The 1,015-nt window shown below is 42.9% G+C and carries 1 protein-coding gene and 1 pseudogene; both read left to right on the top strand.

All coding sequences use genetic code 11. The annotated features are described in order from the left end of the window. The first annotated feature begins 70 nt into the window (after positions 1-70). The gene (locus tag FD30_RS06225; protein WP_056944317.1) at positions 71-754 is read left to right on the top strand and encodes a helix-turn-helix domain-containing protein; all 684 of its coding nucleotides are present in this window, start codon (positions 71-73) and stop codon (positions 752-754) included. Beyond that, positions 751-1,015 (top strand): annotated as a pseudogene (locus FD30_RS06230) (IS3 family transposase); the annotation flags it as partial. The gene FD30_RS06225 and the pseudogene FD30_RS06230, both read left to right, overlap by 4 nt.

The raw sequence follows: 1,015 nt of genomic DNA on the forward strand, positions 1-1,015 counted from the left end.
TGCTATAGTCCCCTTAAGGTTGACAGATGAAAAACTATAATTCATCTATCAATTTTAAGGGGATTTTATTATGCCTAAAAGTAAGTTTACTGCCAAAGACAAGCTCGCAATTATTAAGGGATTAGCCTGCACTGACTTATCGAAAACAGAATATTTTAAGGCGTGCCGGGTTAGTGAGCGAGCCGTCGCTTGTTGGCAGAAATTTTATGCGAAAGATGGCTTAGCTGGATTAGAAGAACGCCATCATTGGACTAGATATAGTCCAGAACTAAAGCAACAAGCCGTAACTGCCTACTTAAATGGGGATGGTAGTTTGCGAGATATTCAACATAGATTTGGACTTAGAAGTACCTGCCAACTACGAGACTGGATCAAAAAATTTCAGTATAATAGGACCAATAATTCAGTAACGGCAATGCCGTTGAGAAAGCAGGTCCGGATCATGGGGCGTAAAACAACCTTTGAAGAACGCATCGAAATTGTCGAATATGTCACGGCAGGCGGGCATTCCTATTCACAAGCAGCTGAGCACTTTAATGTCTCTTATCAACAAGCACGTTCCTGGGTACTAAAAGCGGAACAAAACGGTTATCCAGCTCTTAAAGACCGCCGTGGACGCACTAAACCTCGAGAAGAAATGACCGAACTGGAACGGTTAAAACTTGAGAACCGGCAACTTAAAACTAAGTTGAAAGAACAGGAGGTTCTCGAAAAATTCGTAAAAAAATTTCAGGAACTACAGAACAAGGAGTGAATGCCCAACATAAACTAGCTTATCAGGCCATCGAAACCCTCAGTGTCGATTATCACGGCGTACAAGCCTTTCTCCTACGTGAATTGGGGCTTTCGCGCCAGGCCTTCCATCAGTGGCGTCATCACCAAGTCACGGATTGGGAACAGCAGGAAGAACAACTAAAAGCGAAAATCACTTGGTATTTTGATCAACACCGCCAACGCATCGGTGCCGGCAAAATGACTATTTATCTAAACCATGATGTCGAAATTGACTTTGAGG

Source organism: Levilactobacillus namurensis DSM 19117 (genome assembly GCF_001434785.1).
Lineage (GTDB): Bacteria > Bacillota > Bacilli > Lactobacillales > Lactobacillaceae > Levilactobacillus > Levilactobacillus namurensis.

Excerpts from the sequence above, each read along its gene's own strand:
- FD30_RS06225 (WP_056944317.1), top strand. The coding sequence starts at position 71 with ATGCCTAAAAGTAAGTTTACTGCCAAAGACAAGCTCGCAATTATTAAG.